This window comes from Variovorax sp. PEI5, assembly GCF_056679935.1.
Window position 1 is genome coordinate 157,714 of the sequence record NZ_JBWXPH010000003.1, and the last position, 23,070, is coordinate 180,783.

Annotated in this window: 20 protein-coding genes; 17 read left to right on the forward strand and 3 right to left on the reverse strand. The window is 70.0% G+C overall.

Going from position 1 to position 23,070, the window contains the following annotated elements:
- Nucleotide 1 precedes the first annotated feature (1 nt).
- From AC1MLT_RS20230 to AC1MLT_RS20260, 7 genes are all read left to right on the forward strand, one after another.
- Nucleotides 2–1,156 (forward strand): L-talarate/galactarate dehydratase, encoded by a 1,155-nt coding sequence (locus AC1MLT_RS20230; protein WP_481036026.1) that lies wholly within the window; start codon nt 2–4, stop codon nt 1,154–1,156.
- Nucleotides 1,157–1,224: 68 nt separating this feature from the next.
- On the forward strand, nt 1,225–2,817 hold the full coding sequence (gene garD, locus AC1MLT_RS20235; RefSeq protein WP_481036027.1) for a galactarate dehydratase: 1,593 nt from the start codon (nt 1,225–1,227) through the stop codon (nt 2,815–2,817).
- Nucleotides 2,818–2,999: 182 nt separating this feature from the next.
- Nucleotides 3,000–3,920 (forward strand): 5-dehydro-4-deoxyglucarate dehydratase, encoded by a 921-nt coding sequence (gene kdgD / locus AC1MLT_RS20240; RefSeq protein ID WP_481036028.1) that lies wholly within the window; start codon nt 3,000–3,002, stop codon nt 3,918–3,920.
- Between the two features lie 32 nt (nt 3,921–3,952).
- Entirely contained in the window at nt 3,953–5,389 is a 1,437-nt protein-coding gene (locus AC1MLT_RS20245; RefSeq protein ID WP_481036029.1) for an aldehyde dehydrogenase family protein, read from the forward strand.
- A 60-nt stretch (nt 5,390–5,449) separates the two neighbouring features.
- Nucleotides 5,450–6,334, forward strand: a complete 885-nt coding sequence (locus AC1MLT_RS20250; RefSeq protein WP_481036030.1) for a 2-hydroxy-3-oxopropionate reductase — start codon at nt 5,450–5,452, stop codon at nt 6,332–6,334.
- A 23-nt stretch (nt 6,335–6,357) separates the two neighbouring features.
- Nucleotides 6,358–7,692 (forward strand): glucarate dehydratase, encoded by a 1,335-nt coding sequence (gene gudD, locus AC1MLT_RS20255; protein ID WP_481036031.1) that lies wholly within the window; start codon nt 6,358–6,360, stop codon nt 7,690–7,692.
- Between the two features lie 76 nt (nt 7,693–7,768).
- On the forward strand, nt 7,769–8,560 hold the full coding sequence (locus tag AC1MLT_RS20260; RefSeq protein ID WP_481036033.1) for an HpcH/HpaI aldolase family protein: 792 nt from the start codon (nt 7,769–7,771) through the stop codon (nt 8,558–8,560).
- 43 nt (nt 8,561–8,603) lie between these two features.
- Here the strand turns inward: AC1MLT_RS20260 and AC1MLT_RS20265 are convergent, their stop codons facing one another.
- Nucleotides 8,604–8,819, reverse strand: coding sequence for a hypothetical protein (locus AC1MLT_RS20265; RefSeq protein ID WP_481036034.1), 216 nt, complete (start codon nt 8,817–8,819; stop codon nt 8,604–8,606).
- Between the two features lie 178 nt (nt 8,820–8,997).
- On the opposite strand from AC1MLT_RS20265, the gene AC1MLT_RS20270 reads away from it, so the two are divergent.
- Nucleotides 8,998–9,720: a catalase family protein gene (locus AC1MLT_RS20270; protein WP_481036035.1), complete on the forward strand. Its 723-nt coding sequence runs from the start codon at nt 8,998–9,000 to the stop codon at nt 9,718–9,720.
- Nucleotides 9,721–9,747: 27 nt separating this feature from the next.
- On the opposite strand, the gene AC1MLT_RS20275 is transcribed toward AC1MLT_RS20270, so the two are convergent.
- Nucleotides 9,748–10,965, reverse strand: coding sequence for a zinc-dependent alcohol dehydrogenase (locus AC1MLT_RS20275; protein WP_481036037.1), 1,218 nt, complete (start codon nt 10,963–10,965; stop codon nt 9,748–9,750).
- A 249-nt stretch (nt 10,966–11,214) separates the two neighbouring features.
- On the opposite strand from AC1MLT_RS20275, the gene AC1MLT_RS20280 reads away from it, so the two are divergent.
- From AC1MLT_RS20280 to AC1MLT_RS20320, 9 genes are all read left to right on the forward strand, one after another.
- Nucleotides 11,215–12,642 (forward strand): substrate-binding domain-containing protein, encoded by a 1,428-nt coding sequence (locus AC1MLT_RS20280; RefSeq protein WP_481036038.1) that lies wholly within the window; start codon nt 11,215–11,217, stop codon nt 12,640–12,642.
- Between the two features lie 90 nt (nt 12,643–12,732).
- Nucleotides 12,733–13,839: a mandelate racemase/muconate lactonizing enzyme family protein gene (locus AC1MLT_RS20285; protein ID WP_481036039.1), complete on the forward strand. Its 1,107-nt coding sequence runs from the start codon at nt 12,733–12,735 to the stop codon at nt 13,837–13,839.
- Nucleotides 13,840–13,848: 9 nt separating this feature from the next.
- The gene (locus AC1MLT_RS20290) at nt 13,849–14,847 is read left to right on the forward strand and encodes a tripartite tricarboxylate transporter substrate binding protein (protein WP_481036040.1); all 999 of its coding nucleotides are present in this window, start codon (nt 13,849–13,851) and stop codon (nt 14,845–14,847) included.
- 7 nt (nt 14,848–14,854) lie between these two features.
- The gene (locus AC1MLT_RS20295; RefSeq protein WP_481036041.1) at nt 14,855–15,466 is read left to right on the forward strand and encodes a carboxymuconolactone decarboxylase family protein; all 612 of its coding nucleotides are present in this window, start codon (nt 14,855–14,857) and stop codon (nt 15,464–15,466) included.
- A 64-nt stretch (nt 15,467–15,530) separates the two neighbouring features.
- Entirely contained in the window at nt 15,531–17,930 is a 2,400-nt protein-coding gene (locus AC1MLT_RS20300; protein ID WP_481036042.1) for an MBL fold metallo-hydrolase, read from the forward strand.
- Between the two features lie 45 nt (nt 17,931–17,975).
- The gene (locus AC1MLT_RS20305; RefSeq protein ID WP_481036043.1) at nt 17,976–18,767 is read left to right on the forward strand and encodes a tetratricopeptide repeat protein; all 792 of its coding nucleotides are present in this window, start codon (nt 17,976–17,978) and stop codon (nt 18,765–18,767) included.
- A gap of 28 nt (nt 18,768–18,795) precedes the next feature.
- The gene (locus AC1MLT_RS20310) at nt 18,796–19,758 is read left to right on the forward strand and encodes a Bug family tripartite tricarboxylate transporter substrate binding protein (protein ID WP_481036044.1); all 963 of its coding nucleotides are present in this window, start codon (nt 18,796–18,798) and stop codon (nt 19,756–19,758) included.
- An 86-nt stretch (nt 19,759–19,844) separates the two neighbouring features.
- The gene (locus AC1MLT_RS20315; RefSeq protein WP_481036045.1) at nt 19,845–20,636 is read left to right on the forward strand and encodes an HpcH/HpaI aldolase family protein; all 792 of its coding nucleotides are present in this window, start codon (nt 19,845–19,847) and stop codon (nt 20,634–20,636) included.
- 40 nt (nt 20,637–20,676) lie between these two features.
- Complete coding sequence (locus tag AC1MLT_RS20320; RefSeq protein ID WP_481036046.1) at nt 20,677–21,798, forward strand: SMP-30/gluconolactonase/LRE family protein; 1,122 nt, start codon at nt 20,677–20,679, stop codon at nt 21,796–21,798.
- 142 nt (nt 21,799–21,940) lie between these two features.
- Here AC1MLT_RS20320 and AC1MLT_RS20325 read toward each other — a convergent pair whose 3' ends face one another.
- Nucleotides 21,941–22,951, reverse strand: a complete 1,011-nt coding sequence (locus tag AC1MLT_RS20325; protein ID WP_481036048.1) for an aldo/keto reductase — start codon at nt 22,949–22,951, stop codon at nt 21,941–21,943.
- Nucleotides 22,952–23,070: the final 119 nt, after the last annotated feature.

Below are 23,070 nucleotides of genomic sequence, written 5' to 3' on the forward strand. Positions count from 1 at the left end.
GATGACCGCGACCGTTCCTTCCTCCGCCACCGGCGACCGCATCGTCTGGGTCCGCATCTCGTCGTGCTACCTGCCGCTGGCCCATCCGATCAGCGACGCCAAGGTGCTGACCGGCCGCCAGAAGCCGATGACCGAGATCGCGATGCTGTTCGCCGAGATCGAGACCCGGGACGGTCATCGTGGCCTGGGCTTCAGTTATTCCAAGCGGGCCGGCGGGCCGGGCCAGTTCGCCCACGCGAAGGAGGTCGCGCCCGCGCTCATCGGCGAGGATCCGAGCGACATCTCCAGGCTCTGGACCCAGCTCTGCTGGGCCGGTGCCTCGGTCGGGCGCAGTGGCATGGCGGTGCAGGCGATCGGCGCCTTCGATGTCGCGCTCTACGATCTGAAGGCGCGTCGTGCCGGACTGTCGCTGTCCAAGTTGCTGGGCTCGCAACGCGACTCGGTGCGTTGCTACAACACTTCGGGCGGCTTCCTGCACACGCCGATCGACCAGCTGGTGGTGAATGCCGGCGCTTCGATCGAGCGTGGCATCGGCGGCATCAAGCTCAAGGTCGGCCAGCCCGATCGCGCGCTGGACATCCGGCGCGTCGAGACCGTGCGCAAGCACCTGGGCGACGGCGTGCCGTTGATGGTCGATGCCAACCAGCAGTGGGACCGCCCGACGGCGCAGCGCATGTGCCGCGTGTTCGAGGAATTCGACCTGGTCTGGATCGAGGAGCCGCTTGACGCCTACGACTTCGAAGGCCACGCCGCCCTGGCCGCGACCTTCGACACCCCCATCGCCACCGGCGAGATGCTCACGAGCGCGGCCGAGCACGGCGAACTGATCCGCCATCGCTCCTGCGACTACCTGATGCCCGACGCCCCGCGCGTGGGCGGCATCACGCCATTCCTGAAGATCGCCGCGCAGGCCGAGCATGCCGGCCTGAGCCTGGGTCCGCATTTCGCGATGGAGCTGCACGTGCACCTCGGCGCGGTCTATGCGACCGAGCCCTGGGTCGAGCACTTCGACTGGCTCGAGCCGCTGTTCAACGAGCGCCTGGAGATCAGGGACGGCCGCATGCTCGTGCCGACGCGACCGGGCCTCGGCCTCAGCCTGAGCGAACAGGCCGGACGCTGGACGCGCGAGTCGGCGGAGATCGGCCAGCGCGCCTGACACCCGACCCGCCCCACGAGCCCCCGCCCGTCCCACCCGCCCCACGAATACAAGCGAGCCCACGAACCATGTCCGAAACGCTGTCCACCCCAGCGCCGCTGTGCATCCGCATGGACGAGCGCGACAACGTCGCCATCGTCGCCAACGATGGGGGCCTGCCCGCGGGCACCGTCTTCGCATCGGGCCTGACCCTGGTCGACAAGGTGCCGCAGGCGCACAAGGTCGCCCTGGTCGACATCCCCGAAGGCGGCGAGGTGCGCCGCTACAACGTCGTCATCGGCTATGCGCTCAAGGACCTCCGGGCCGGCAGCTGGGTGCACGAGCGCCTGCTGCGCATGCCCGCCGCGCGCGAGCTGACGGGCTTGCCGATCGCCACCGTGCGGCCGCAGCCGCAGCCCCCCCTGGAGGGCTACACCTTCGAGGGCTTCCGCAATCCCGACGGCTCGGTCGGCACGCGCAACATCCTGGCCATCACGCAGACCGTGCAGTGCGTGGCCGGCGTCACCGACTTCGCCGTGCGGCGCATCAAGGCCGAGCTGCTGCCGAGATTCCCCAACGTCGACGACGTCGTCGCGCTGGAGCACACCTATGGCTGCGGCGTGGCCATTGATGCGCCCGACGCCGTGATCCCGATCCGCACGCTGCGCAACATCAGCCTGAACCCCAACTTCGGCGGCGAGGTGATGGTGGTGAGCCTGGGTTGCGAGAAGCTGCAGCCCGAGCGCCTGCTGCCGCCCGGCAGCATCCCGCTGATCGACGAGCGCAATGTCGCCGACATCGGCGACAGCGCCTCGCCCAAGCTCGACGTGGTGTGCCTGCAGGACGATGCCCATGTGGGCTTCATGTCGATGGTCGATTCGATCATGCGGCAGGCCGAGGAGCATCTGGAGCGCCTGAACGACCGCCGGCGCGAGACCGTTCCGGCCAGCGAACTGGTGGTCGGCGTGCAGTGCGGCGGCAGCGACGCCTTCTCCGGCGTCACGGCCAATCCGGCGGTCGGCTTCTGCACCGACCTGCTGGTGCGGGCCGGCGCCACCGTGATGTTCTCGGAAGTCACCGAGGTGCGCGACGGCATCGATCAGCTGACCTCACGCGCCAGCACGCCGGAAGTCGCCGAGGCCATGATCCGCGAGATGGCCTGGTACGACGCCTACCTCGACAAGGGCCGCGTCGACCGCAGCGCCAACACCACGCCGGGCAACAAGAAGGGCGGCCTGTCCAACATCGTTGAGAAGGCGATGGGCTCGATCGTCAAGAGCGGCTCGTCGCCGATCTCGGGTGTCATCTCGCCCGGCGAGAAGCTGACGCAGAAGGGCCTGATCTATGCCGCCACGCCGGCGAGCGACTTCATCTGCGGCACCCTGCAGCTGGCCGCCGGCATGAACCTGCACGTCTTCACCACCGGCCGGGGCACGCCCTACGGGCTGGCCGAGGTGCCGGTCATCAAGGTCGCCACGCGCGCCGATCTGGCCCGCCGCTGGCACGACCTCATGGACATCAACGCCGGCACCATCGCCACCGGCGAGAAGACCATCGCCGATGTCGGCTGGGAGATGTTCCAGCTGATGCTCGACGTCGCCAGCGGCCGCAGGAAGACCTGGGCCGAGCACTGGAAGCTGCATAACGCGCTGGTGCTGTTCAACCCGGCACCGGTCACTTAAAACACACCCCCAGTCTTCGCGCACTTCGTGTCGCTTTGCCAACCCCCTTGCAGGGGGCGACACCTGAGGCCTGGCGGAGCCAGTTCCTCGGTGTCCTTGCTTGGAAGACGCGCTGGTGACTCGGTTATCCGAGCTGATCGTCTTCTCCTTTTTCCCAACCCGTCCACCAGGAGTATCCGCACGTGAATCCGCAAGAACTCAAGACCATCATGGGCTCCGGCCTGCTGTCGTTTCCGTTGACCGACTTCGATGCCAATGGCGACTTCGACAAGCGGAGCTACGAGCGGCGCCTGGAGTGGCTCGCGCCCTATGGAGCGACGGCGCTGTTCGCCGCCGGGGGCACGGGCGAGTTCTTCTCGCTGACCGGCGACGAGTACCCCGGCATCATCCGCACGGCGGTGGACACCTGCCGCGGCGTGGTGCCGATCATCGCGGGCGCGGGCGGCCCCACGCGCTTCGCCATCCAGTGCGCGCAGGCCGCCGAGAAGGCCGGTGCGCACGGCATCCTGCTGATGCCGCACTACCTCACCGAGGCCGGCCAGGAGGGCCTGGCCGCGCACGTGGAGGCGGTGTGCCGCAGCGTCGACTTCGGGGTCGTGGTCTACAACCGCGGCGGCGCCACGCGCTTCAGGCCTGACACGCTCGAGCGCCTGGCCGAGCGCAATGCGAACCTGGTGGGCTTCAAGGACGGCGTGGGCGACATCGAGGCGATGGTGGCGGTCTACCAGCGCATGGGCGATCGCTTTGCCTACCTGGGCGGCCTGCCCACGGCGGAGGTCTACGCGGCGGCCTACAAGGCCATGGGCACGCCGGTGTACTCCTCGGCGGTGTTCAACTTCATCCCGAAGACGGCGATGGACTTCTATCACGCGGTCGCGGCCGACGACCTCCAGACCCAGCACCGGCTGCTCAAGGAGTTCTTCATGCCCTATCTGGAGATCAGGAACCGCATGCAGGGCTACGCGGTGAGCATCGTCAAGGCCGGCGCGACCATCGTGGGCCACAGCGCCGGGCCGGTGCGCCCGCCCTTGACCGACCTCAAGCCCGACGAGGTCGAGATGCTCGCCGCCCTGATCGACAAGCTCGGCCCGCAAGGCCTCTGAGCACCACGACCTCCTCCTCCACGGAAGACCCCATGCAAAGACACGACAACCTCATCGGCGGCGAGTGGACCGCGGGCGCGAGCTACAGCCCGAACCTCAACCCCTCGAACCTCGCCGACACCATCGCCGAGTACACCCAGGGCGATGCCACGCACGTGGAGGCCGCCGTGGCCGCCGCCACCGCCGCGTTCCCGGCCTGGGCCACCGGCAGCATCCAGGCGCGCTCCGACGCCCTCGACAGGATCGGCACCGAGATCCTGGCGCGCAAGGACGAGCTGGGCGCGCTGCTCGCGCGGGAGGAGGGCAAGACCCGCCCCGAGGGCATCGGCGAGGTGATGCGCGCCGGCCAGATCTTCAAGTTCTTCGCCGGCGAGTGCCTGCGCCTGTCGGGCGAGCTGCTGCCCTCGGTGCGCCCGAACATCGGCGTGGAGATCACGCGCGAGCCCGTGGGCGTCGTCGGGCTGATCACGCCGTGGAACTTCCCCATCGCCATTCCGGCCTGGAAGATCGCCCCGGCATTGGCATTCGGCAACTGTGTGGTGCTCAAGCCCGCCGATCTGGTGCCCGGCAGCGCCTGGGCGCTGGCCGAGATCATCAGCCGCTCGGGCATCCCTGCGGGCGTCTTCAACCTGGTGATGGGTCGCGGCAGCGTCATCGGCAACGCACTGGTCGAGCACCCGGGCATCCACGCCATCAGCTTCACCGGCTCGGTCGGGGTGGGCCGTCAGATCGGCATCCAGTGCGTCACCTCGGGCAAGAAGGTGCAGCTGGAGATGGGCGGCAAGAACCCGCAGGTGGTGCTCGACGACGCCGATCTGGCGCAGGCGGTGGAGCTGAGCGCGCAGAGCGCCTTCTACGCCACCGGCCAGCGCTGCACGGCGTCGAGCCGGCTGATCGTGACCGAGGGCATCTACCCGAGGTTCATCGCGGCGATGACCGAGCGCATGGCGAAGATCAAGGTCGGCGACGCATTGGCCGCGGGCACCGATGTCGGCCCGGTCTCCAGCCAGGGCCAGCTCGAGCAGGACCTGGCGTACGTGGCCATCGGCAAGGGCGAGGGCGCCACGCTGGCGGCCGGTGGCGAGCGCCTGAAGCTCGCCACCGAGGGCTTCTACATGGCCCCGGCGCTGTTCAGCGAGAGCACGAAGGACATGCGAATCAACAAGGAAGAGATCTTCGGCCCGGTGGCCAGCGTGATCCGGGTCAAGGACTACGAGGAGGCGCTGGCGACGGCCAACGACACGGAGTTCGGCCTGTCCGCGGGCATCGCCACCACCAGCCTGAAGCACGCGACGCACTTCAAGCGCCACAGCCAGGCGGGCATGGTGATGGTCAACCTGCCCACGGCCGGGGTCGACTACCACGTGCCCTTCGGCGGGCGCAAGGGCTCGAGCTATGGCCCGCGCGAGCAGGGCCGCTATGCGCAGGAGTTCTTCACGACCGTGAAGACTGCGTATACGCTCGCCTGAGGCGGTCCGCGCGCCTTCCAACCCCCCACCCAGAAAATTCATTTCCCAAGGAACATCCCCATGAAGATCGGATTCATCGGCCTGGGCATCATGGGCGCGCCCATGGCGCTGCACCTCGTCAACGCCGGCCACGAGCTTTTCTACGTCAAGCGCGCCAAGGTCAACGCCGACATCGCCGCCAGCAGTGCTCAGGCGCTCGACACCGCCCGCGCCGTCGCGCAGCAGGCCGACATCGTCATCCTGATGGTGCCCGACACCCCCGATGTCGAAGCCGTGCTGTTCGGCGCCGATGGCGTGGCCGAGGGCCTCTCGGCCGGCAAGACGGTCATCGACATGAGCAGCATCTCGCCGATCGAGACCAAGGCCTTCGCGAAGAAGATCGCGGACCTCGGCTGCGACTATCTCGATGCCCCGGTCTCCGGCGGCGAGGTCGGCGCCAAGGCGGCCAGCCTGACCATCATGGTCGGCGGCACCGAGGACGCCTTCGCCAAGGCAAGGCCGCTGTTCGAGCTGATGGGCAAGAACATCACCCACGTCGGCGGCGTCGGCGACGGCCAGACCACCAAGGTGGCCAACCAGATCATCGTGGCGTTGAACATCGCCGCCGTCGGCGAGGCGCTGCTGTTCGCCAGCAAGGCCGGCGCCGATCCGGCCAAGGTGCGCCAGGCATTGATGGGCGGCTTCGCCGCGAGCCGCATCCTGGAGGTGCATGGCGAACGCATGATCAAGCGCACCTTCAACCCGGGCTTCCGCATCGGGCTGCACCAGAAGGACCTGAACCTGGCCCTGGCCGGCGCCAAGGCCATCGGCGTGGCGCTGCCGCAGACCGCCGGCGCGGCCCAGCTCATGGGCGCCTGCGCGGCCAACGGCTGGGACCAGCTCGACCACTCGGCGCTCGTCAAGGCGCTGGAGCTGATGGCGAACCACGACATCGCCGCCGGCTGAACCCTCCAGGAAGACCCGTCTCCATGCCGATCACCGATACCCCCCTGATCACCGAACTGCGCGTGATCCCCGTCGCCGGGCGCGACAGCATGTTGCTCAACCTGAGCGGCGCGCACGGTCCGTTCTTCACGCGCAACATCCTGATCCTCACCGACAGCGCCGGACGCACCGGCGTGGGCGAGGTGCCCGGCGGCGAGAAGATCCGCCAGACGCTGGAGGACGCCGCGCCGCTGGTGGTCGGCCAGCCGCTGGGCTCGCAGCAGCGCCTGGTGCAGGAGGTGCAGCGCAAGTTCGCCGACCGCGACAGCGGCGGACGCGGCCTGCAGACCTTCGACCTGCGCACCACCATCCACGCCGTGACGGCCATCGAGTCGGCGCTGCTGGACCTGCTGGGCCAGCACCTGGGCGTGCCGGTGGCGGCGCTGCTGGGCGAGGGCCAGCAGCGCGAGTCGGTGGAGATGCTCGGCTACCTGTTCTACATCGGCGACAAGTCGAAGACCGACCTGCCCTATGTCACCGACGCGGAGGCCGACAACGACTGGTTCCGCCTGCGCCACGAGAAGGCGATGACGCCCGAGGCGATCGTCAGGCTGGCCGAGGCGGCGCGCGAGAAGTACGGCTTCGACGACTTCAAGCTCAAGGGCGGCGTGCTGCGCGGCGACGAGGAGGTCGATGCCATCGTCGCGCTGCACGAGCGCTTCCCGCAGGCGCGCGTCACGCTCGACCCCAACGGCGGCTGGCTGCTCAAGGATGCCATCCGCCTGGGCCAGCGCATGCGCGGCGTGGTCGCCTATGCCGAGGACCCCTGCGGCGCCGAGGACGGTTTCTCCGGCCGCGAGGTGATGGCCGAATTCCGCCGCGCCACCGGACTGCCGACGGCGACCAACATGATCGCCACCGACTGGCGCCAGCTCACGCACGCGCTGTCGCTGCAGTCGGTCGACATCCCGCTGGCGGATCCGCACTTCTGGACCATGGCCGGCTCGGTGCGCGTGGCGCAGACCTGCCGCGACTGGGGCCTGACCTGGGGCTCGCACTCCAACAACCACTTCGATGTCTCGCTGGCGATGTTCACGCACGTCGGCGCCGCCGCCCCGGGGCGCGTCACCGCCATCGACACGCACTGGATCTGGCAGGACGGCCAGCGTCTCACCAAGGACCCGCTGCAGATCGTCGGCGGTCACGTGCAGGTGCCGAAGAAGCCGGGCCTGGGCATCGAGCTGGACATGGCCGAGGTCGAGAAGGCGCACCAGCTCTACAAGCAGCATGGCCTGGGCGCGCGCGACGACGCCATGGCCATGCAGTTCCTCGTGCCGGGCTGGAAATTCGACGCCAAGCGTCCGGCGCTCGACCGCTGAGGCGCGGGCGGCGCGCGCCGTCGCGCCGCCTGCGTCAAGATCGGGCATTCCCCCTCACCGACAGGAACCCATCCCCATGAGAGAAAACCGCCTTCGCAGCCTCTGGAAATCCGGTGGCGCGGCCATCAACGGCTGGCTCGCCATCCCCCACAGCTTCTCGGCCGAGACCATGGCCCACCAGGGCTGGGACTCGCTGACCATCGACCTGCAGCACGGCATGATCGACTACCAGGCGATGGTGCCCATGCTCCAGGCCATCTCCACGACCGACACCGTGCCGGTGGTGCGGGTGCCGTGGCTGGAGCCGGGCATCCTGATGAAGACGCTGGACGCGGGCGCCTACGGGGTGATCTGCCCGATGATCAACACGCGCGAGGACGCGCAGAAGCTGGTGGCGTGGACGCACTACGCGCCGCGTGGCACGCGCAGTTTCGGGCCGATCCGCTCGTTGCTCTACAGCGGGGCGGACTACCCGCAGCATGCCAACGACACCATCGTGACCTTCGCGATGATCGAGACGGCGCAGGCGCTGGACAACCTCGACGCGATCCTGTCGGTGGAGGGGCTCGACGCGATCTACATCGGCCCGTCGGACCTGTCGCTGGCGCTGGGGTGCCGGCCGGTGTTCGACGACGTGGACCCGAAGGCGCAGGAGGCGATCGACCACATCCTGGAGCGGGCGAAGGCCCACGGGCTGGTCGCGGGCATCCACAACGGCACGCCCGAGGGCGCGATGGCGCGCATCGCCAAGGGCTTCCAGTTCACCACCGTGAGCTCGGACGCGCGCCTGATCGCCGCGGGCTCCCAGCAGATACTCTCCAAGATGCGCGCGGCACCCACGCCGCCGCCGGCCACCGGCACCTACTGAGGAAGAAGGAGCGGTGCGGACGACGGTCGCATCGCCACGGCCGCTAGTCCAGCCATCGCCGCGCGACATCCAGCATGGCGCGCACGCGTTCCTCCGGAGCGCCCGCCTTGCGCAGCGTCACCGCGCCGGTGGCCAGCGCCATCAGGGCCCCGCTGGTGTCCGATGCGCGCCGGGCATAGAGGCCGCATGCGACGAGCAGGGTCGTGAACAGGCGGTCCACCTCGTCGAGGTAGTGCTGGCCGATGCGGCGCACCTCCACGTCGCCCGGGGCGTCGATTCGGCCGCCGCCGCGTCCCGCATGCGCGCCAGCAGTTCGCAGGTATAGAGCTCGAGCGCGCGCCACAGGACCTTCTGCTTGGAGCCGAAGGTCGAATAGAAGCTGGAGCGTGCGATGCCCATGGCCGCCAGCAGATCGTCCAGCGACTACGGACGTGCTGATGCGCTTCTCGACCAATCCGGTCGACGTGCTCCACGACAAGGTCTCGGTGCCGCGCGGCCTCGCCCTCAAGGTGTTCGATGTGCCGGGCGAGCGGCTACCCGGTTCGGAAGCCGACGTGACGCAGAACTTCGTCTTCGCCGACAGCCCGGCCTTCAGCGCGCCGACGGCCAAGAAGTTCCTGGCCAACCTGAAGCCGCTGGCCGCCTCGACCGATGTCGCCGAGGGCGCGAAGAAGGCGCTGTCGGCGACGCTGCGCGTGGCCGAGCGCGTGGTCGAGGCCTTCGGCGGCCAGAGTTCGACCCTGATCTCGATGGGTGGCCATCCCATGACGCATGTGCTCGGCGCCTCGTTCTACTCCGGGGCGGCGCTGCGGCACGGGCGCCATGTCGCCAAGTACGCGGTGGTGCCCGTCTCGATGAAGCTCAAGTCGCTGACCGGCCAGGAGGTCGATCTCGACGATCGTCCCGATGGGCTGCGGGAGGAGGTCGTCGCCTTCGCGCGGATCACGGCCGAGCCGCAGGTCGGCTGGAGCGATGCCATCCAGCGGGCGACCGAGGACGGCATGTTCTTCAGCCCCTGGCGCGGCCTGGCGGCGCACCAGCCGCTGGGCAACGTGATGCGCGCCCGCAAGGCGGCCTGCGAGCAATCGGCCCGCTTGCGTGCCGAGCGCAATGGCACGCCGGTGGTCGAGCCGACCGACCTGTCGGCCTTTCCCGTCTGAACGTGGCGCGACCCGGTCCGGCCGGGTTCAGAACAGCAGGGGGTCGTCCAGCCGCACGGCCCGGTCGATCGGCGGCGGGCCGCTCGGCGTCAGCACGACCTTGCGGCAGTCCTCCTCGGCCTTCTCGAAGATCTCGTAGCCGCGCGCCGCGTCCTCGAGCGCCATGTGGTGGGTGATGATGACCTCGGGCTTGAGCTCGCCGGCCTGGACGTGCTCCAGCAGCCGCGGCATGTGCTTCTGGGCGTGGGTCTGGCCCATCCGGAACACCAGTCCCTTCTCGAACGCATCGCCGAACAGGAAGCCGTGGATCCAGCCGGCATAGACGCCCGGCACGCTCACCACGCCGCCACGGCGCGTCGCCGCGATGGCCTGGCGCAAGGCCTTGCCGCTCGATCCTTCCATCTTCAGGTCGGTCAGGATGGTCTCGACGGCGCTGCCCTTGGCCTCGAAACCGACGGCGTCGATCGAGCAGTCGACGCCCCGGTGGTCGGTGTGCTCGACGATCAGCGCCGCCGGGTCGTCCACGTCCCTGAAATTGATCGGCTCGACGCCATAGGTGGCGCGTGCGAATTCGAGCCGGTAGGGATGCTCGTCGATCATGAAGATGCGCTCGGCGCCGAGCAGCCGCGCCGAGGCGGCGGCCATCAGGCCGACCGGTCCGGCACCGAAGATCGCCACCGTCGAACCCGGCCCGATCTCGCCGTTGACCGCCGCCTGGTAGCCGGTGGGCAGGATGTCCGAGAGGAACAATACCTGCTCGTCGGCCAGCCCGGCCGGGATGATCAGTGGCCCGGCGTTGGCCTTGGGCACGCGCACGTACTCGGCCTGGCCGCCGGCATAGCCGCCATAGAGATGGGAGTAGCCGAACAGGCCGGCGCCCGGACGCACGTCCTTCTTGTTGATGATCGCGCCCCGGCCGGGGTTGGTGTTCTCGCAGGCGGCGAACAGGGTGCGGTTGCAGAAGTAGCAGGTCCCGCACGAGATGGTGAAGGGCACCACCACGCGATCGCCCTGCCTGAGCGTCGTCACGGCCTTGCCGGTCTCCTCGACGATGCCCATGAACTCGTGGCCGAGGATGTCGCCGGACTCCATCCCCGGGATCTTGCCGCGATAGATGTGCAGATCCGAGCCGCAGATCGCCGTGGCCGTGACGCGCAGGAGGATGTCGTCGTCCTGCTCCAGGACCGGATCGGGGACGGTCTCCACGCGCACGTTTTTGGACGAGTGGTAGGTCAGTGCTTTCATGGGAATCCTTCGCGAGACAGGAGAAGAGAGGGTGGAGGAGCGAGGAGGGGGGCGGGCCTGCCGCCGAGTGGCCGATGCCGGCGGCGGTGGTCCGGTGCGTCCACTTCCGAACATGCTGTCGCTCCCTCAACCGGTGCTCGTCGGACAAGGGCGCTCGCGTGAACGCGCGGGTTCCTACCCGCCAGCCGGCACGGATCGACGGTTGATGGGATGATGATGGTATTTTCAATTCTCACGGAGACCCGAGCCATGCCACGCCAAGCCCGCAAACTGAGCGCGAGCGACGTCCAGGCCCTCCGCGCGCCGGGCCTGACCGCCGTCGGCGGCGCCATCGGGCTCTACCTGCACGTCGGCGCGACCGGGGCGCGGTCGTGGATCGTCCGCCTCTCGGTGGATGGGAAGCGCCGCGACATGGGTCTCGGTGGCCTGGATGCGGTGCCGCTGGCCGAAGCGCGCGAGCGCGCGGCTGCCGCGCGCGCGCAGGCCCTCGAAGGACGCGATCCGATCGCCCTGCGACGGCATTCGCCGGCCACACCGGCCACACCGGCCAGGCGCGGGCAGGGCGCCACGCGCCGGGACCACGAAGGCGGCACGATCGCCGGCGTGGCCGTGGCTCCTGGCGTGCGAGCGGAGAAATCGGCGTCGCGGCGCGGCCGGGGCAGCGGCGCCGTCACGCTCTCCGATGTCGCGAAGCTGGCCGGCGTGTCGCTGATGAGCGCCTCGCGGGCGCTGAATTCGCCGGCGCAGGTGTCGGGCGACATCCGCGCGCGGGTGCTGGCCGCCGTGGCCGAGACCCGCTATGTCGCCAACCGCGTCGCGTCGAGCCTGGCCTCGCGGCACAGCCGCCTGGTGGCGGCCATCGTGCCCTCGCTGGCCGGCCCGGTGTTCCAGGCCATGGTGCAGTCGCTGATCGGCGAACTCGGCGTCCATGGCTACCAGCTGATGCTGGGCCAGAGCGGCTATGGCGTGCAAGAGGACGACGCGCTGCTCAACGCCATCATCGGGCGGCGGCCCGATGGTCTGGTGCTGGGCGGCGTGGTGCCATCGGAGGAAGGGCGGCAGCGCCTGCGGGCCTCGGGCATCCCGGTGGTCGAGACCTGGGACATGGTCGTCGACCCCATCGACATGCTGGTCGGCTTCTCGCACGAGGAGATCGCGACCGCCGTGGCCGACCTGCTGCTCGAGCGGGGACGCACCCACCTGGCCTTCGTCGGCGGCAGCCACGCGCGCGCACTGCGCCGGGCCCGGGCCTTCGTCGAGGCCGCGCGGCGCCACGAGGGCCGGCATCCGGCCACGCGCCAGGTCGTCTCGGTGGCGGTGGAGGCGCCCGCCGGCGTGCGCAGCGGGCGCGACGCCCTGAAGGACATCCTGGCGCGGCAGCCACGCACGGATGCGATCTTCTGCAGCTCGGACCTGTTGGCCCTGGGCGTGCTCACCGAGGCGCGCGCGATGGGATTGCGCGTGCCCGAGGACCTGGCCGTGGTCGGCTTCGGCGACCTGCCGTTCGCCGCCGACATCGCGCCCGCGCTGACCACCGTGCGCATCGACGATGCGGCCATCGGCCGGCACGCCGCCCGCTTCATCATCCAGCGCGCCGGCGCCGGCGCTGGCGCCGATGTCTTGCGGGAGCGCGTCGTGGACGTCGGCTTCTCGATCGTCGAACGCGAAAGCGCCTGAGGGGAAACCCTGGCGACCGCGACCCGGCCGGGGCGCTACCATCTCCCGATTCTGATAGCGCTATCAGATTCACTCCACGCAAGGATCCCGATGTCGACGACCATCCGTTCGGTCACCTGCCTGCCGCTGCGGCTGCCGTTCGACCATGGCGGGCCGGCGCCGAAGTTCGCCGGCCGCGTCAGGACCACCCTCGACAGCTGCCTGGTGCGGGTCGAGCTCGATGGCGGCCTGGTCGGCTGGGGCGAGGCCTATGGCGCCGAGCTCGACGCCATGAAAGCCGTCTTCGCCGGCCGCATCGCGCCGCTGGCCGTCGGCCAGGACGCGACCGACCGCGCGCTGACATCGAGCCTTGAGCGGGTGCTGCACAACATGGGTCGCTCCGGCCTGGTCGTGCATGCGCTCAGCGGTCTCGACATCGCTCTGTGGGACCTGCGCGGAAAGCTCGAGGGCGTGCCGCTCCACGAGCTGCTCGGCGGGGCGCGGCGCCGGGTGGTGCCGGCCTATGCGTCCCTGCTGCAGTACTACGGCGACACCGCGCTGATCCGGCGCAACGTCGAGCGCTCGCTGGAAGCGGGCTATGGCCAGGTCAAGCTGCACGAGCGCACCACCGAATCGGTCGCGGCGGCGCGCGCCGCCATGGGGCCGGATCGCGTGCTGATGGTCGACACCAACTGCGCCTGGACCGCCGACGTCGCGACCGACGCGGTACGGGCGATGGCGCCATTCGATCCGTTCTGGATCGAGGAGCCGCTCTGGCCGCCCGAGGACATCGATGCGCTGCGGGCCCTGCGGGCCGCCACCGGCATCCCCACCGCCGTCGGCGAAAACGCCAGCAGCCTGCACGAGCTGCAGCGCCTGGTGGCCGACCGGGCGGTGGACTACCTGCAGCCCAGCGCCATCAAGGCCGGCGGCGTCACGGCCCTGTGGCAACTGTCGATGCGGTGCGCGGACGGTCCGGTCCAGCTCGCGCCGCAGTCGGCCTTCTTCGGGCCCGGCTTCCTGGCCACGCTGCACGTGCTCGCGGCGCAGGCCCGCGAAGCGGTGGTCGAGCGCCTGTATTGCGACCTGTCGTTCACGCCCTATGCCCACTCGATCCCCTTCGAGAACGGCGCCTTCCGCCTGACGGATCTGCCCGGCCTGGGCGCCAGTCCGGCCGACGAGGCCGCCCTGGCCGCCTTCGCCCAGTCAACGACCTGAGAAATCGCCATGCGCAACTGCTCCCGCCGACAGTGGCTCCAGCCCGCCGTCCTCCTGCCTCTCGCCGGCGCCGCCGCCGCCTTTCCCGTCCTGTCGTGGGGCCAGTCCGCGACCGGGGCGCCCGTCAAGATCATCGTGCCGTACGCGGCCGGCGCCGCCACCGACACGCTCTCCCGCCTGCTGGCCCAGGCGCTGGGCGAGGCCACCGGCGCCACCTACATCGTCGACAACCGCAGCGGCGCCGGCACGCAGATCGGCACCCGGGCCATCGCCGGCGCCGCGCCGGACGGCCAGACGCTGGGCTTCATCGACACGGCCTTCGCCATCAACCCGGGACTGCTCGGCGCCGCGCTGCCCTACGACACGCAACGCGACTTCGTGCCGATCTCCCTGATGGCCACCGCGCCGCTGGTGCTGGTGGTGCACGCCTCCGTGCCGGCGCGCACGATGCGGGAATTCATCGCGTTGGCCAAGGCCCGTCCGGGCACCCTGAACTATGGCTCGGCCGGCGTCGGCAGCGCGCCGCACCTGGCCGGCGAACAGCTCCACCACGCCGCGAGCATCGACATCAACCACGTGCCCTATCGCGGGGGTTCCACGGTGCTGACGGACCTGATCGGCGGCCAGATCCAGTTCGGCTTCACGACCGTGCCCACCATGATCGACCACATCCGCGCCGGCACCGTGCGCGCGCTGGCCGTGACCGGCAACACCCGCGCGGCGCAGCTGCCGGACGTGCCGTCGATGGCCGAGTCGGGGCTCGGCGCGGTGGACGCCACGCCGTTCTTCGGTCTGGTGGGGCCGGCCCGGCTGGCACCGGACCATGTCGAGCGGCTCGCCACGGCCGCCTCCAGCGCGGTGCGGACGGGCCGGCTCAACCAGCGGCTGCTCGAACTGGGCTTCGTTCCCGTCGGCAGCACCGCCGAGGCCTTCAGGACCCGCCTCGCGCAGGAGATCGCCAAGTGGTCGGGCGTGATCAAGGCCGGTGGCATCAAGCCCAATGCCTGAGGCCGCCATGTCCGAGCCGATGTCCGAGCCGATGTCCGATCCGGTGGCCGATCCGAGCGACGCCGACCGCGCCGACGACTTCGCCGACCGCTACCCGCCGCCCGACCCGCGCACGCTCGACATCGACCAACAGCGTGCCCACGAACGCATCGAGCAGCGGCGCGGCCGCCTGCCGGCACCCTTCACCGCGCTGCTGGCGAGCCCCGTGCTCGCCGAGGCGTTCGACCAGCTGTCCTCGGCGCTGCAGCAGGGCGTACTGCCCGCCGACGTGCGGGAGGCGGTGTTCCTGATGCAGGCGCGGCGGCAGCGCTGCCGCTACCTCTGGACCAACCACGTCGGCAAGGCGCTGGAGGCCGGGCTCGACGGCGCCGCAGTGGCGGCGATCGGGCAGGGGCGGATCCCGATGGCACCGGTGGCCGTGCGGGCGGCCGCGCACTTCGAGCAGGCGCTGGCGCTGGAGCACCGCGTTCCGCAGCCGATCCACGATGCCGCCGTGGCCGCGCTGGGCGCGCGGGGCGTGGTCGAGCTCACGGCCTTCTGCGGCTTCGCCTCCTCGGTGGCGCTGCTCCTGAACGTCCGCCAGCCCGGGTCGCCCACGGGCGCCGAGGCGCCGTTCTGAGGCCGCGCGCCCCGACCACGACGACGACCACGCCCACGACAACGATTCCGACGGAGACACACCCATGACCCCCACCAGAGACCCGAACACATCCACCTCCCGCTGGCGCCTGTGGCCCCTCGGCCTCGCGGTCGCCGTGCTGGCGGCCTGCGGCGGCGATGGCGGCGGCGACACGGTCACGACGCCCGGCGCCACCTCGCCCGGCACCGGCACCTCGCCAGGCGGCACGACGCCGGTGCGTGTCAAGGCCTTTCGCGCCGCCGGCCTGGTGACCGCCGCGCCGACCCTGCGGACCGATGCCTCCGGTGGCCAGACCGTGTCGGTGGCGGTGCTGGCGCAGGACGGCCCCAGGACCCTGACCACGCCGGCCGTGGCACCGGCGCGGGCCGCCGCCCTCCAGGCCGCCCTCGTGCCGGGCAACCTGGTGGACTGGCTGCCCTCGGCCACCGATGCGAACGTGGTGCAGGTGGCGGCCGATGCCGCCGTCACCTTCAACGTGATCCTGGCCAAGGGCAACGCCACGGCCACGCAGTTCGACCTGCAGAAGTACGGCGCCGCCGTCGGCCGCAATGCCGATGCGCCCGGCCCCATGGTGGCCGCGGGCTGGGTCTATGCCAAGACGGGCGCCACCGTCACCGTGGGCGATGGCTCCATGGTCACGGCCGACCAGGCCGGCCGCGCCTACCCGGCGCCGATCAAGCGCTACGAGGAAACCTACACCCTCGCTCCCGATGCCCGGGTCTTCAACGTCAACACCGCCAGCTATGGCCAGAGCGGCGCCTCGACCCTGGCGGCACTGCCCGTGACGGCCGACTACCGCCACGCCACCACCGCGCGCCAGGCCGCCTATCTGGTCTTCGACGACAACCACGAGAACGCCGCGACCGCCAGGGTGGCCGCCATCTGGTACTTCACGCCGCAGGCCACCAGCGACGGCAAGCCGGTGTGGGACGTGCCCACGCTGAGCACCATGCTGGCCGACAAGGGCACCGATCCGGTCTCGGGTCTGCCCTACGCCAGCATCAACGCCACCTCGGTGACCACGGCGCCCTACACGCGCAGCACCGAGCCCTTCGAGATGGTGAAAGGCACCATGTACTACGTGGGCGACAACGAGGTGGCCTCGTACCTGCTGAAGGCCGACATGGGCACCGCCGATCCCGCCGACGACAAGGTGATCAAGATCGACGCCGGCTGGGCCAACAGCGGCTACCAGTACTGGAGGAACCTGGAGCTCGTGGGCGTCGACCCGCGCTCGGTCACCGACATCTGGCTGACCCACGGCCATGGCGACCACTACGGCACCGTCGTCGAGCAATTGAAGATGATGGACAACGCCGGCAAGCCGATCAACCTGTGGGCGTCCCGCGAGGACGTGCTGGGCGTCAAGGCCGACCTGCAGGGCAATGCCTTCGACATCGCGGGGGCGCTGCCCGCCACCGAGACGGTGATCCGGGCGCGCACCAACAACTACTACGTCTATGACAAGTGGTACGACTACGGCAACGTGCAGATCATGGTGATCTGGTCGCCGGGCCACACGCCCGGCACGACCAACATGCTGTTCCGCGTCAAGAACCCGGCCGATGGCAGGTTCTACACCTTCGGCTACCACGGCGGCTATGGCTTCAATGGCCTGAATTCGCCCACGGCGGCCAACGGCTGGCTGCGCCTGTCGTTCCAGCATGGCTTCAGCTATCTGCAGAACACCGTCGACGTCGACCTGGTGGCGCCCCAGCACACCAACCAGTTCCCGATCGTCGAGGTCTACCAGGCGCTGAAGGCCTACAACCGCGACCCGGCCAACGTCGCGCGCCAGCTGACCATGCTCGACGCCATGCGTTCGAAGGTGTTCGATTCGCCCGTGGTCGACGGCGTCAACCTCACCGGCGAGTTCTCCAACCAGCTGGAGAAGCGGCGCTCCGTGGCGTCCTACCGCGCCAGCGACGCCGCCAACGCCACCTACAGGAGCATCGAGACCTCCGGGCCCTTCAAGCCGGGCCGCGAGAACGGCCTGACCCACATCGGCGCCACCGTGCTCGACGGCGGCCGGATCATCCAGGGCTTCGTCGGACCGCAGAACAAGAACCCGGCCATTCCGCTGCTGGCCAATGGCGTCGTGACGTCGACCGACAACTACGTGAACGACCCGGGCGGCTTCTACGTCCAGGTGTCCATCGACGTCAAGGACAGCATCTACAAGGGCTTCCTGCCACAGGGCTATGCTCAGTTCAGCCCCGGCCTGAACGCCACCGTGACCTACAACGGCGGGCCGGTCGAATCGGTGCATGCGGCCAAGGGCACCTTCCATCCGCCGGAGGTCCTGCGGACCCAGCGCCTGAACAGCCTGGCCGATGCGCAGGCGGTGCTGGCGACCCTGAGCCGGGGTCGCGAGGTCACCGTCTCGCTGACCCCGGCGAGCGAGATCGTGGTGCCGGCGGATGTGCGGCAGACCTTCCGCTGAACCGGCCCGGCGCGCCGACGCACACGATCACGATCGCGATCCCGCATGACCTCGCCTGCCCACCGGATGCTCGCGCGCTGCGCATGGCGGCTCGGCCCGCTCCTCGTCGCGGGCGCGCTGGCCAGCGCCGCGTCGGCCCAGGACGCCGGAGCCTCGCTGGCACGGCTGACCCGGCAGGCCGAGGGCGGCGACGCGGCGGCGCAGTACGAACTCGCGCGCCACTACGACGGCCAGACCGGCCAGGCCTTCGACCGTGCCCGCTCGCTCGACTTCCTGCAGCGCGCGGCACAGCACGGTCACGTGCGCGCGCAGGTCGACCTCGCCTTCCGCTTCCTCAACGGCAGCGAGATCAACCCGCCGGATCCGGCCCGGTCCTTCCAGTGGTTCTCCAGAGCCGCCACGGGGGGCTCGACCATCGCCCGCTGCATGCTGGGCGACTTCCATCGCGACGGCCGGGGTGGCGCGCCGCGCAGCGACCGGAAGGCCTTCGAGCTCTACCGGCTCACCGCCGCGAGTTCCGACGCCTGCGCGCGCAAGTCGCAGTACGAACTCCATCGCATGTACGAGGAGGGCCGGGGCACCGCGAGGAATCCCGCCATCGCGCGGGTCTGGCTGAAGAAGTCCGCGCAGGCGGGCAACCCGATCGCCCAGGCGGCCCTGGGGCGCGCCCATCTCGAGGGCAGGGGCGTGGCCAGGGACGAGGCGCAGGGCCGGTTCTGGCTCCGGCAATCGCGCAAGGGCGTGGCGCCGCACGACGACGACGATCACGACGACCACGAAGCACACGACGACCCGGCCCGACCGGGTGCGTCCGGTGGCGGACATCGCCATCCCTGATATTCATCCCCCTTCACGGAGCACACGCATGAAACGATTCCTCGGCCTCCTGGCCATCGGCACCCTGATGGCGGCGGGCGCCCACGCGCAGGTCTGGCCCTCGAAGCCGGTGACCCTGGTGGTGCCGTTCCCGCCCGGCGGCTCGACCGACAGCGTGGCGCGGGCGATCGGGCCCAAGCTGACCCAGACCCTGGGCCAGCCGTTCCTGGTCGACAACAAGGCCGGCGCGACCGGCACCATCGGCGCCACCCAGGTCAAGCGCGCGGCGCCCGATGGCACCACCTTCCTCGTCACGTCCCTCGGCCCGCTAGTCATCGCGCCCCACCTCATCAAGGGCATGCAGTACGACGCCCTCAAGGACTTCGACACCATCACCGTGGCGGTGCAGGCCCCCAACGTGCTCGTCGTGCCGGCGAACTCGCCGCACAACTCGGTGGCCGACGTCATCGCCTATGAGAAGAAGAATCCCGGCAGGATGACTTTCGCCTCGTCGGGCAGCGGCTCCAGCGATCACCTGACGGCGGAACTGTTCTGGCAGCAGACCGGCACCACCGGCCTGCACGTGCCCTACAAGGGCGGCGCGCCGGCCATCACGGACCTGCTCGGCGGCCAGGTCGAGGGCTCGTTCCAGAACGTGAACGCGGTGGTGCAGAACATCCTGGCCGGCAAGCTCAAGACGCTGGCCGTGACCGGGGCGAAGCGCTCGCCGGTGCTGCCCGACGTGCCGACCATGGCCGAGGCCGGCGTCAAGGGCGTGGATGTCTACTCCTGGCAGGCGATCGTCGCGCCCAAGGGGCTGCCGGCCGAGATCCGCGGCAGGGCCCACGAGACGATGACGGCGGCCCTCAACGATCCCGCCATCAGGAAACAGTTCACCGACATCGGCCTGGAGGTCGTGGCCAACACCCCGGCGCAGTTCGCGGCCTTCCAGCAGCAGGAGTTCGCGCGCTGGAAGCAGGTCATCGAAGCCGGCAAGATCTCGATCGACTGAAGCTCCCGGGCGGCGGCGGCGCGCGCCGTCGCGCCGCCTGCGTCAAGATCGGGCATTCCCCCCCTCACCGACAGGAACCCATCCCCATGAGAGAAAACCGCCTTCGCAGCCTCTGGAAATCCGGTGGCGCGGCCATCAACGGCTGGCTCGCCATCCCCCACAGCTTCTCGGCCGAGACCATGGCCCATCAGGGCTGGGACTCGCTGACCATCGACCTGCAGCACGGCATGATCGACTACCAGGCGATGGTGCCCATGCTCCAGGCCATCTCCACGACCGACACCGTGCCGGTGGTGCGGGTGCCGTGGCTGGAGCCGGGCATCCTGATGAAGACGCTGGACGCGGGCGCCTACGGGGTGATCTGCCCGATGATCAACACGCGCGAGGACGCGCAGAAGCTGGTGGCGTGGACGCACTACGCGCCGCGCGGCACGCGCAGCTTCGGGCCGATCCGCTCGCTGCTCTACAGCGGGGCGGACTACCCGCAGCACGCCAACGACACCATCGTGACCTTCGCGATGATCGAGACGGCGCAGGCGCTGGACAACCTCGACGCGATCCTGTCGGTGGAGGGGCTCGACGCGATCTACATCGGCCCGTCGGACCTGTCGCTGGCGCTGGGGTGCCGGCCGGTGTTCGACGACGTGGACCCGAAGGCGCAGGAGGCGATCGACCACATCCTGGAGCGGGCGAAGGCCCACGGGCTGGTCGCGGGCATCCACAACGGCACGCCCGAGGGCGCGATGGCGCGCATCGCCAAGGGCTTCCAGTTCACCACCGTGAGCTCGGACGCGCGCCTGATCGCCGCGGGCTCCCAGCAGGTACTCTCCAAGATGCGCGCGGCACCCACGCCGCCGCCGGCCAGCGGCACCTATTGAGTCCGCGGCCGAGCACCGCATCCACGAGGAGACAAGCATCATGAACAAGATCCATCCGACGACCATCGCCTCGGCGCCGCGTCGCCGCTTCCTGAAGTCCGCCGCCGGCTCCGGCCTGGCCGCGCTCGGCGGCCTGGCCGGCGCCCAGTCCTTCGACTTCCAGCCGAACCAGCGCTATCCCGACCCGCGCGTCTTCATCCTCGATCCCAGCTTCGCCAAGTACCGCATCTACAGCAGCACGGTCGAGCAGCTGGGCTCCGGCATGCGTTGGGCCGAGGGCCCGGTGTACTTCCCGGAGCATGGCTACCTGCTGCTGAGCGACATCCCCAACAACCGGTTGATGAAGTACGACGAGAAGACCGGCAAATTCTCGGTCCACAAGACCAACGTCAACTACACCAACGGCAACACGCGCGACCGCCAGGGCCGCCTGATCTCCTGCGAGCACTCGGTCACGCGGCGCGTGGTGCGCACCGAGCGCGACGGCCGCATGACCGTGCTGGCCGACAGCTTCGAGGGCAAGCGCCTGAACGCGCCCAACGACATCGTGGTGCGCTCCGACGACACGATCTGGTTCACCGATCCGACCTTCGGCATCAACGGCGAATGGGAGGGCTCGCGCGCCACGCCCGAGCAGGCCACCACCAATGTCTATCGCATCGGCACCGATGGCCGGCTCACGGCCGTCATCACCGATCTGGTCAACCCCAACGGCCTGGCCTTCTCGCCCGACGAGAGGAAGCTCTATGTGGTCGAGTGGAAGGGCACGCCCAACCGCAGCATCTGGAGCTACGACGTCGCCGCCGACGGCACGAGCGTGTCCAACAAGACCAAGCTGATCGATGCCGACGGTCCCGGCGCCTTCGACGGCTTCCGGGTCGACCGCGATGGCAACCTGTGGTGCGGCTGGGGCTTCAGCGGCGCCTTCGCGCCCGAGGCGACCGACATCGGTGGCGGCATGAAGGCCCACCTGCCATTGGCGAAGTCCTCCGAGATGGATGGCGTCAAGGTGTTCAACCCGCAGGGCAAGCCGATCGGTTTCATCAGCCTGCCCGAGCGCTGCCCGAACCTGGAGTTCGGCGGACCCAAGCGCAACCGGCTCTACATGGCGAGCTGCCATTCGCTCTACGCGCTCTACGTCGAGGCGCACGGCGCGGTCTGAAGCCGCCCGATCGGGCGGGCTGCCCGTTTCGTAGGCACCGTGCCGGAAGCCCCGCCCAGCAACGATTCCGGGCACAACCCACATGTTTGTCCACATGCTTGTCCCCGGTTTGCGGGGACAACCCTGCCTCGTCGCGGTGCGTTCAGCGGGTCGCGTCGCCCTTGCGATAGTCGGCGGTCACTTCGTCGAGCTTCTGCTTCAGGTCCGGGGCGATCCGGTACTCGGCGGCGGCGATGGTGGCGCTCAGCTGCTCGGGCCGGCTGGCGCCCAGCAGGGGCGCGGTGATGGCCGGATTGGCCATCACCCAGGCCACCGCCAGGGTGGCCAGCGGCACGCCGGCCTCGTCGGCCAGGCCCTGCAGGCGCTCGACGGTCTCGAACTCGCGCTCCTTCCAGTAACGTGACTGGTACATGCCACCGGCCGTGCCCAGCGTGAAGCGGGTGTCGGCCTCGGGCGCGGCGCCGCGCCGGTACTTGCCGGTCAGCAGGCCTCCGGCCAGCGGGTTGTAGGGGATCACGCCCAGGCCTTCCTCGAGCGCCAGCGGCAGCAGCTCACGCTCGATCTCGCGGAACAGCAGGCTGTAGCGCGGCTGCACGGAGACGAAGCGCGTCAGGCGCAGCACATCGGCGCGGCCGAGCGCGCGTGCCAGCCGGTAGGCCAGGAAGTTCGACACGCCGATGTGGCGCGCGCGACCCGACTTCACGATGACGTCGAGCGCTTCCAATGTCTCGTCGAGCGGCGTCTCGCGATCGTCGCTGTGCAGCTGGTAGAGGTCGACGTGGTCGGTCTGCAGTCGCGCCAGCGAGCGGTCGATGGCATCGAGCAGGTGCTTGCGCGAGGCGCCCTGGTCCCAGGCGCGCGGACCGACCTTGCCGACCGCCTTGGTGGCGATCACGAAGTCGCCGCGCGCCGCCGGGCCGCGCGCCTTGAGCCAGCGACCGATGATCTCCTCGGTGCGGCCGATGGTCTCCAGCGTGCCACCGAGCGGATAGACATCGGCGGTGTCGAGGAAGTCGATGCCGGCCTCGGCGGCGGTGTCGAGGATGCGGTGCGACACCGACTCCTCGGTCTGCAGGCCGAAGGTCATGGTGCCCAGCGCGAGGCGCGAGACGGTCAGGCCGGTGCGGCCGAGGCGGGTGGTCGGAAGGGTCATGGGAGGAATCCTCGAAAGCGGTGGGAGGAAGCGCGGCGGGGCAGGGCGCACGGCCGGGGCGGTGCCCGGACCCGACCATCATAGGCACCGATGGCGTCCCTTGCCCCGGCGGGGCCGCC

Excerpts from the sequence above, each read along its gene's own strand:
- AC1MLT_RS20295 (WP_481036041.1), top strand. The coding sequence starts at position 14,855 with ATGTCCGAGCCGATGTCCGAGCCGATGTCCGATCCGGTGGCCGATCCG.
- garD (WP_481036027.1), top strand. The coding sequence starts at position 1,225 with ATGTCCGAAACGCTGTCCACCCCAGCGCCGCTGTGCATCCGCATGGAC.
- AC1MLT_RS20310 (WP_481036044.1), top strand. The coding sequence starts at position 18,796 with ATGAAACGATTCCTCGGCCTCCTGGCCATCGGCACCCTGATGGCGGCG.
- AC1MLT_RS20305 (WP_481036043.1), top strand. The coding sequence starts at position 17,976 with ATGACCTCGCCTGCCCACCGGATGCTCGCGCGCTGCGCATGGCGGCTC.
- gudD (WP_481036031.1), top strand. The coding sequence starts at position 6,358 with ATGCCGATCACCGATACCCCCCTGATCACCGAACTGCGCGTGATCCCC.
- AC1MLT_RS20245 (WP_481036029.1), top strand. The coding sequence starts at position 3,953 with ATGCAAAGACACGACAACCTCATCGGCGGCGAGTGGACCGCGGGCGCG.
- AC1MLT_RS20290 (WP_481036040.1), top strand. The coding sequence starts at position 13,849 with ATGCGCAACTGCTCCCGCCGACAGTGGCTCCAGCCCGCCGTCCTCCTG.
- AC1MLT_RS20270 (WP_481036035.1), top strand. The coding sequence starts at position 8,998 with ATGCGCTTCTCGACCAATCCGGTCGACGTGCTCCACGACAAGGTCTCG.
- AC1MLT_RS20280 (WP_481036038.1), top strand. The coding sequence starts at position 11,215 with ATGCCACGCCAAGCCCGCAAACTGAGCGCGAGCGACGTCCAGGCCCTC.
- AC1MLT_RS20250 (WP_481036030.1), top strand. The coding sequence starts at position 5,450 with ATGAAGATCGGATTCATCGGCCTGGGCATCATGGGCGCGCCCATGGCG.
- AC1MLT_RS20325 (WP_481036048.1), bottom strand. The coding sequence starts at position 22,951 with ATGACCCTTCCGACCACCCGCCTCGGCCGCACCGGCCTGACCGTCTCG.
- AC1MLT_RS20315 (WP_481036045.1), top strand. The coding sequence starts at position 19,845 with ATGAGAGAAAACCGCCTTCGCAGCCTCTGGAAATCCGGTGGCGCGGCC.
- AC1MLT_RS20230 (WP_481036026.1), top strand. The coding sequence starts at position 2 with ATGACCGCGACCGTTCCTTCCTCCGCCACCGGCGACCGCATCGTCTGG.
- AC1MLT_RS20285 (WP_481036039.1), top strand. The coding sequence starts at position 12,733 with ATGTCGACGACCATCCGTTCGGTCACCTGCCTGCCGCTGCGGCTGCCG.
- AC1MLT_RS20275 (WP_481036037.1), bottom strand. The coding sequence starts at position 10,965 with ATGAAAGCACTGACCTACCACTCGTCCAAAAACGTGCGCGTGGAGACC.
- AC1MLT_RS20260 (WP_481036033.1), top strand. The coding sequence starts at position 7,769 with ATGAGAGAAAACCGCCTTCGCAGCCTCTGGAAATCCGGTGGCGCGGCC.
- AC1MLT_RS20300 (WP_481036042.1), top strand. The coding sequence starts at position 15,531 with ATGACCCCCACCAGAGACCCGAACACATCCACCTCCCGCTGGCGCCTG.
- AC1MLT_RS20320 (WP_481036046.1), top strand. The coding sequence starts at position 20,677 with ATGAACAAGATCCATCCGACGACCATCGCCTCGGCGCCGCGTCGCCGC.